The sequence below is a fragment of the Salinisphaera sp. genome, from assembly GCF_035690525.1.
Lineage (GTDB): Bacteria > Pseudomonadota > Gammaproteobacteria > Nevskiales > Salinisphaeraceae > Salinisphaera.
On the sequence record NZ_DASSKM010000069.1, the window covers coordinates 1 to 8103 of the forward strand.

General features: G+C 63.6%; 8 protein-coding genes. 2 read left to right on the top strand and 6 right to left on the bottom strand.

Going from position 1 to position 8103, the window contains the following annotated elements; genetic code table 11:
- The 4 genes from sdhA to VFJ08_RS05205 all read right to left on the bottom strand — a co-directional run.
- The coding region (gene sdhA, locus VFJ08_RS05190) for a succinate dehydrogenase flavoprotein subunit (protein WP_324995868.1) at positions 1 to 1745 on the bottom strand (1745 nt) is incomplete at its 3' end.
- Entirely contained in the window at positions 1745 to 2131 is a 387-nt protein-coding gene (gene sdhD / locus VFJ08_RS05195; RefSeq protein WP_324995870.1) for a succinate dehydrogenase, hydrophobic membrane anchor protein, read from the bottom strand. The genes sdhA and sdhD, both read right to left, overlap by 1 nt.
- 31 nt (positions 2132 to 2162) lie before the next feature.
- Positions 2163 to 2549, bottom strand: coding sequence for a succinate dehydrogenase, cytochrome b556 subunit (gene sdhC, locus VFJ08_RS05200; RefSeq protein WP_324995872.1), 387 nt, complete (start codon positions 2547 to 2549; stop codon positions 2163 to 2165).
- A 36-nt stretch (positions 2550 to 2585) separates the two neighbouring features.
- Positions 2586 to 2804, bottom strand: coding sequence for a DUF1674 domain-containing protein (locus VFJ08_RS05205; protein ID WP_324995874.1), 219 nt, complete (start codon positions 2802 to 2804; stop codon positions 2586 to 2588).
- A 109-nt stretch (positions 2805 to 2913) separates the two neighbouring features.
- Here VFJ08_RS05205 and VFJ08_RS05210 point away from each other — a divergent pair, with 109 nt between their 5' ends.
- Entirely contained in the window at positions 2914 to 3789 is an 876-nt protein-coding gene (locus VFJ08_RS05210) for a hypothetical protein (RefSeq protein WP_324995876.1), read from the top strand.
- A 17-nt stretch (positions 3790 to 3806) separates the two neighbouring features.
- Here VFJ08_RS05210 and lysS read toward each other — a convergent pair whose 3' ends face one another.
- Together lysS and prfB are read right to left on the bottom strand one after the other, a co-directional pair.
- Complete coding sequence (gene lysS / locus VFJ08_RS05215) at positions 3807 to 5315, bottom strand: lysine--tRNA ligase (RefSeq protein ID WP_324995878.1); 1509 nt, start codon at positions 5313 to 5315, stop codon at positions 3807 to 3809.
- Positions 5316 to 5317: 2 nt separating this feature from the next.
- A protein-coding gene (gene prfB / locus VFJ08_RS05220) for a peptide chain release factor 2 (RefSeq protein WP_324995880.1) occupies positions 5318 to 6416 on the bottom strand; the annotation gives its coding sequence in 2 pieces (ribosomal slippage) (positions 5318 to 6343 and positions 6345 to 6416; 1098 coding nt in all).
- 196 nt (positions 6417 to 6612) lie between these two features.
- Here prfB and VFJ08_RS05225 point away from each other — a divergent pair.
- The gene (locus VFJ08_RS05225; protein WP_324995882.1) at positions 6613 to 7779 is read left to right on the top strand and encodes an OmpA family protein; all 1167 of its coding nucleotides are present in this window, start codon (positions 6613 to 6615) and stop codon (positions 7777 to 7779) included.
- Positions 7780 to 8103: the final 324 nt, after the last annotated feature.

Sequence of the window (8103 nt, forward strand, 5' to 3'; positions counted from 1 at the left end):
TGCACCGGGCGATAGTCGATCTTCGTTTGGGTGCCGTCCTGAAGCCAGACCAGCGTGTGTTTCATCCAGTTCTCGTCGTCGCGCTCGGTGTACTCCTCGTGGGAATGTGCGCCACGACTTTCCTTGCGGTTATTGGCGGCGTGCATCGTGGTAATGGCGCAATCCAGGAGATTTTCCAGCTCCATGGTCTCGACCAGATCGCTGTTCCAGGTCATCGAGCGGTCGGTCACGCCGACATCGGCAAACGACTCGTACTCTTCGTTGATCTGCTCTACGCCCTTTTCGAGGTTTTCGGTATTGCGGAACACCGCGGCATATTTTTGCATGCAGTTCTGCAGGCTGGCGCGCAGTTCGGCGGTCGGCGTGCCGCCGTTGGCATGGCGCAGGCGATCGAAACGATCCAGCGCTTTTTCCTCGGACGCCGAGGTATCGGCGCGGTGCATGGCGCCGCGCGCCACGGTTTCGGTGCAGCGGTGCGCAGCGGCGCGGCCAAAGACCACCAGATCGAGCAACGAATTGGAGCCGAGCCGGTTTCCGCCGTGCACCGATACGCAGCCGGTCTCCCCAATCGCCATCAACCCGGGCACCACGGCATCCGGATCGCCGTCCTTGAGGGTCACCACCTCGCCGAAGACATTGGTCGGTATACCGCCCATGTTGTAGTGCACGGTCGGCAATACCGGGATCGGGTCCTTGGCGGCGTCAACGCCCGAGAAGATCTTCGCGGTTTCGGTGATACCCGGCAGGCGCTCGTTCAGCACCTCGGGGCCCAGGTGTTCCAAATGCAGGAGAATATGATCGGAATTCTCGCCCACCCCGCGGCCTTCGTTGATCTCGACCGTCATCGCCCGGCTGACCACGTCCCGGGAGGCCAAATCCTTGGCGTTGGGCGCGTAGCGCTCCATGAAACGCTCGTCCTCCGAATTGGTGAGGTAGCCGCCCTCGCCTCTGGCGCCTTCGGTGATCAGACAGCCGGCACCGTAGATGCCGGTGGGATGGAATTGCACGAATTCCGGGTCCTGGACGGGCAAACCGGCCCGCAACGCCATACCGATACCGTCGCCGGTGCAGGTATGCGCCGAGGTGCAGGAAAAATAGGCGCGGCCGTAGCCGCCGGTGGCCAGGATGACCTGATGCCCGCGGAAGCGGTGGAGTTGGCCGCCTTGCAGATCCCAAGCGAGCACGCCCTTACACTCGCCGTCGGCGGTCATCAACAAATCGATGGCAAAATATTCGACGAAGAACTCGGCGCGCGCCTTGAGCGACTGCTGATAAAGCGTGTGCAACAGTGCATGGCCGGTCCGGTCGGCCGCGGCACAGGTGCGCTGGGCGTTGCCCTTGCCGTAATGAGTGGTCATGCCGCCGAACGGGCGCTGGTAGATCTTGCCTTCCTCGGTGCGCGAGAACGGTACGCCGTCGTGCTCAAGCTCGATGATGGCCGGAATGGCTTCCTTGGTCAGGTACTCGATGGCGTCCTGGTCGCCCAGCCAATCGCCGCCCTTGACCGTGTCGTAAGCATGCCAACGCCAGTCGTCCTCGCCCATGTTGCCGAGCGCCGAGGCGATCCCGCCCTGGGCCGCCACGGTATGGCTACGGGTGGGAAACACCTTGGTCACGCACGCCGTCTTCAAGCCCGCATCGGCCAGCCCGCGGGTCGCGCGCAGGCCGGAGCCGCCGGCGCCGACCACGACGACGTCGTGCTGATGTTCGATTATTTCATAACCTTTGGCGTCGCTTTCGCTCATCAGGCGGCTCCCACAAGAATCATGAGTACGGAAACGATGGCCGCGATCGCCATCAGGATGTTGATCAGCTGCAGCGCGACCAGGGTCGCCATCTTGGCCCCCTCGTTATGGACATAGTCCTCGATGATGGTCTGCAGACCCAGCTGCGAGTGGTAGAAGATCGCGGCCAGATAAAACGCCAGCAGCGCCGCCTGAAACGGCGACGACAGCCAGTCGGTCACGCTGGCATAGCTGGCGCCGAACTGCGCGGCCAGGCAGGCCACGAACCATAGCGTCAGGGGCACCAGGGCCACGGCGCTAACGCGCTGCGCCCAGAAATGGCTGGTGCCGGCCTTGGCGCTGCCCAGGCCGCGGGCGTTGGCCAGCGAGGAACGAATACTGCTCATAGCGAAAACCTCCGAAAACGCCGGCCGCCGATCAGGCGATCCACGCCCCGATCCAGACGAAAATGGTCAGCGCCGCGGCGACCCCGATGGCGATGAAGCCGGTCAGGCGCGCGGTTTCCAGGTCCAGCCCCACGCCCACATCCCACACCAGGTGCCGAATGCCGTTGCACAGGTGGTAAAACAGCGCGAACGACCACAGGAACATGATCAGTTGGCCGTACCACGACCCGAACACGCCGTTGACCGCGGCGTAGGTATCCGGCCCGTTGGCGGCGGCGATCAGCCAGATCGCGAGCAGCACGGCGCCTATGGAAAGCACGATGCCCGAGGCGCGGTGCGCGATCGAGGTCAGCATCGTTATCTGCCACCGATAAATTTGCAGATGCGGCGAAACGGGTCGGTTCGGCTGACTACGCATACAGTCCCCGGCTGTCGTTAAGGAAAATCGGACGAATCAGAAATCGATGCAGCGGCCGTTCTTCTCCCAGTCGCCGTAACGAACAGGATCGGGGCCGTCGCGTCCGCCGTGTTCCTTCGGCCGGATTTCTTCCGAAAAGATCGTCCCGTCGCCCGGGCCGGGGGCGTCCCGGTCGGCTGATGACGGATTGGCGGATGACTCACGGGCCGCGTCGGAACGGGCGTCGTCGACGGGCGTCTCAGGCTGCTTCGGCATACAACTACTCTAAACTTCGCGCTATGGACTGGCAACCGCGGGCATGTGGTGCGCGCCCTTGCTTTACAGTCGATCTACAATACGCTCAAACGTATTTTGGGATGCAGTCATGAACGACACTCAAACCGTCGATTCCCTGCGCCTGGGCGTGATCCGGGTCGGTGGCGCGGACGCGGGCGGGTTCCTGCGCGCGCAGTTGTCCAACGATGTCGCCCGGCTCGGCCCGGATCGCCATTTCCTGGCCGCCTGGTGTGACGCCAAGGGCCGTACGCAACTGGTGCTGCGCGTGGTCGCGCTGCCCGACGCCTATCTGCTGCTGCTTCCGGCGCCGCTGATCGAAAGCGCGCTCAAGCGGCTGCGCATGTACGTACTGCGTCTCGAGGTCGAACTGGCGGACGCAAGCGATGCTTACGGCATCGCCGGCGTGCTGGACGCGCGCGATGCCCCCGAAGTCGATTGCACCGCGATCGAGAGCGAAGCGATCCGGCTCGGCCTGCCCGGCTCGGTCGATCACGAGCACCGCACGCTGGTGCTGTATCCAGCGGGCGCCACGCCGCCGCCGGAGGCACTGGCCGTGGACTCGACCGAGTGGCTGCTGTCGGAAATCGATGCGGGCCTGCCCCAAGTCACGGCGGCGACCCAGGGCGAGTTCGTGCCGCAGATGCTCAACCTTCACTGGCTGATGGCGGTCGATTTCGACAAGGGCTGCTATCCGGGCCAGGAAGTGATTGCCCGTCTCCACTACCGTGGGCGCCTGACACGGCGCGTGTTCCGTCTCGAATGGCGGGGCCGCTGTCCCGCGCCGGGCACGCCGGTACACGACGCCCAGGGCCGAACCGTAGGCGGGGTTCTTCAGGCCGCCGGCCAGAGCCACGGCCGTGCGCTGGCCGTGCTGAAGGTCGAGTCGACGGCCCGCGGCGATCTTCGAATCGACGGCGTCGAGGCGATCAAGCCCTTGACGCTGCCCTATGCCACCGCCGCCTGATCGCCCGAGTTCGCGAATCAGGCCGGCTTGTGCGGCCGAAGCTGCGGGAACAGCAACACGTCGCGAATCGCGCTCGCGCCCGTGAGCATCATCACCACGCGGTCGATGCCGATACCGGCGCCGCCGGTGGGCGGGAGACCGTACTCGAGCGCGGCGATATAGTCGGCGTCGTAGTACATCGCCTCGTCGTCGCCGGCATCCTTGGCCGCGGCCTGGGCGCGAAAGCGCTCGGCCTGATCCTCGGCGTCATTGAGCTCGGAAAAACCGTTGGCGACCTCGCGCCCGGCGATGAACAGTTCGAAACGCTCGGTGACGCCGGGGTCGTCGTCGCGCCGTCGCGCCAGCGGCGAGACCTCGGCCGGATAGTCGGTTACGAACGTCGGCTCGATCAGGCGGTGCTCGACGGTGGCCTCGAACAGCTCGGTCAGCCATTTACCCGGCCCCCAGTCTTGCTCGCCCTTGACGCCGGCCGCCTCGGCGACTGCCCGCAGGCGATCGGCATTATCGAGATCCGCGGCATCGACGGCGCTGTTGTAACGCAACACGGCGTCCTTCATCGGAACACGCTCGAACGGTTTGTCGAGTTCGACCGCCTCGTCGCTGCGGGCCGCCGGATGCCGCTCGCTCACCTCGCGCGACAGCTCCCGCAGCAACGCCTCGATTTCGTCCATCAGTACCCGGTGGTCGGCGTAGGCCTGATAGAACTCGAGCATGGTGAACTCGGGGTTGTGGCGCGTCGACAGCCCTTCGTTGCGGAAATTGCGGTTGAGTTCGAACACACGCTCGAGCCCGCCGACCACCAGCCGCTTGAGATACAGCTCCGGCGCCACGCGCAGATAGAAATCGTGGTCGAGCGCATTGTAGTGCGTGATGAACGGCTTGGCCGCCGCGCCCCCGGGAATCGCCTGCAGCATGGGCGTTTCGACTTCCATGAAGCCGCGCGCCTCGAAAAAGCGGCGCACCGTACGCAGAATAGCGCTGCGCGCGGCGAATACCGCGCGCGATTGCGGGTTGATGATTAAATCGACGTAGCGCTGCCGGTAGCGCGCTTCGGTATCCGCCAGGCCGTGCCACTTTTCCGGCAGCGGGCGCAGCGATTTGGTCAGCAACCGCAACTCGACCGCCTTGACCGACAGCTCGCCTTTGTTGGTGCGGGTCAGGCCGCCGCGCACGCCGATGATGTCACCGATATCGAGCTGCTTGAACGACCGGTATGCGTCCTCGCCGAGCAGATCGCGTTGCACGAACAGCTGAATCTGCCCGCTGGCGTCCTGCAGCGTTGCAAAACTGAGTTTACCCATGACGCGCTTGGCGAGCATGCGCCCGGCGAGCGCCACCTCGCCCGCGTCGGCCGCCAGGGCGTCGGCATCGTCCTCGGCGTGGCGCCGCTGCAATTCGCCGGCCTGGGCATCGGGGCGGAAATCATTGGGAAAGGCGCGGCCTGTTTCTCGCCAGTCGGCCAGCTTTGCCTTGCGCTGGGCGACCAGCCGATGCGTTTCCTCGGCGCCCGTGGGAGCGTCACTCATGTTTAAAGCCCCTGCTTCAGACTTTCCTCGATGAACTGATCGAGATCGCCGTCGAGGACGGCCTGTGTGTTGCCGACTTCGACGCCGGTACGCAGATCCTTGATCCGGGACTGGTCCAGGACATAAGACCGAATCTGGCTGCCCCAGCCGATATCCGACTTGTCGGCCTCGGTGGCCTCGGCCTGGGCGCGGCGCTCTGCCATCTCACGCTCGTAGAGTTTGGACTGCAACTGCTTCATGGCCGTGGCGCGGTTCTTGTGCTGCGAGCGGTCGTTCTGGCACTGCACCACGATATTGGTCGGCAGATGCGTGATGCGCACGGCCGACTCGGTACGGTTGACGTGCTGACCGCCCGCGCCGCTGGCCCGATAGACATCCACCCGAAGATCCGACGGGTCGATTTCGATCTCGATTTTGTCATCAATCTCCGGCGAGACGAATACCGCGGCAAACGACGTATGCCGGCGCGCTCCGGAATCGAACGGCGACTTGCGCACCAGGCGGTGAACGCCGGTTTCGGTGCGCAGCCAGCCATAGGCGTAAGCGCCGGCGACAGCGACCGTGGCGCTCTTGATGCCCGCCACGTCGCCGGCCGATATCTCGGTCAGTTCGGTCTCGAAGCCCCGCTGCTCGCACCAGCGCAGATACATGCGCAGCAGCATCTCCGCCCAGTCCTGCGCCTCAGTGCCGCCGGAACCGGCCTGGATATCGACGAATGCATTGCTCGCATCCGCCTCGCCGGAAAACATGCGCTGAAATTCCAGCGCCTTGAGATGCCCGTCGACTTCGTCGAGCTCGGCGTTGATCTGATCCACCACCTCGGCATCGCTCTCGGCCTCCGCCAGTTCGAGCAGCTCCTCGCTTTCGGCGAGCGTCGAAGTCGCGGCATCGATCGGGTCGACGATGTCCTCGAGCCGGGCTTTTTCCTGCCCGTAAGCCTGCGCCTTGTCGGGCGTCTCCACCCAAATCCGGCCCTCGGCCAATTCGGCATTCAACTCGCTCAGTCGGTCTTTTTTCTCAGCGTAGTCAAAGATACCCCCGGAGGTCGCCCAGCCGCTCACGCAGCGAAATTATGCGGGTTTTGACAGCGTTCACATCCATAAAATCAACGGCCCGGATCGAAAAGCCGGCGAATGATTGCAGCTTAGTTTTTTTTTCTCAAGCCGCCCGCTTCATTGCCAAATTCATCAAAAGGTCGCATACTAGCTCTGCACGTCACCGTCAGGGAACTTGCGTTTACCACTCGGTGAATGGGACCGCACAACAAACCTAAACCCGTTCAAGGGAGTTTTAAGCTATGCAATTTAAGCAACCGCTTACCGCATGCGTTGCAGGCGCACTGGGGCTCGCCTTCTCGGCTGGCGCCTTCGCACAGGACAATGGTACACCGCAGGACAAGCGCTTCTACGTCGCGCCGATGGTGTCCTACGGCTTTTTCGACAGCGATTCCGTCGGCGATTCGTCCGACAACTTCGGTCGTCTGGACGTCAACAACGACGACAGCCTCGGCGGCAGCCTGGCGATCGGCAAGCCGATCAACAGCTGGTTGAATCTTGAGCTTTACGGCTTTTATTTCAACCCGGACCAGTCGCTCAACGGTCAAGACGCCGCCGACGCCGATCTATACGGCTTCGGTCTGGACGCGCTGTTCTTCCCGGCCCGCGACACCTTCCCGATCTACGGCATCCTGGGCGCCGCCTGGGGCAAGAAGGATCCGGGCTACGGCTCGATCAACGGCAACAACGTCGGCGACGACGCGGATGCCGACTTCCTCGACGCTGGTGTCGGTTACATGTACACCCTCAACGACTACGGTCTGAAGGTGCGCGCCGAGTATCGCTATCGTTACACCACCGTCGACTCGGCTGATGTGCTGGGAGCCGGTTACGAAGATCAGCGTTACAATGACAACATCGTTTCCGTGGGCCTGCAGATCCCGCTGGGCGCGCCCCCGCAGGCTCCGCAGCCGACTCCGCCACCGGCTCCGACCGGCCCGCAGGATAGCGACGGCGACGGCGTGATCGACGCCAACGACCAGTGCCCGGGTACGCCGCGCGGTACCGAAGTCGATGCTCGCGGTTGCCCGATCCAGAAGACGGCGCCGATCGTCCTCAAGGGCGTCACCTTCGAGTTCGATTCTTCCAAGTTGACGTCGCAGGCGCAGAATCGTCTGGATAACGTGATCGACGCGCTGAACGCAAGTCCGGCCGTTGACTTCCGTATCGACGGCTACACCGACAGCATCGGTACCGAGAAATACAACCAGGGCCTGTCGCAGCGTCGTGTGGATTCGGTCGAGAGCTACCTGACCAACCATGGCATCAGCTCCACCCGTATCACCGGCACCATGGGCCACGGCGAAAACAACCCGGTCGCGACCAACGAGACCGCGGCTGGCCGTGCCCAGAACCGTCGCGTCGAGCTGAACGTCACCGACCAGGGTGACAGCATGAGCGGCATGTAAATCGACGGGCGCACGCCCATCGATTTTCGCACCATGCGAGAAGAAAGAGCCCGGCCCCAAAGCCGGGCTCTTTTTTATCCGAACCAAGAGCAAGTGCGACAGGGGCCGGCCGCGCGGCGCCTACGACGGCAAACGGCCGATCTTTCGGCTATTTTGTTGCCACATTAATAGTCGTTAAACTCTCCGTTCATGAGTGTTCCCGACGACGTACGAGACTGCCTCGCCGCCGAGCGCGAGCGCTACGATGGCACATGCCTGCAACTGGCCCCGCACCAATCGTTGATCGATTGGCAGGACGCGGATACAACTTGTATTGCGCTCGAC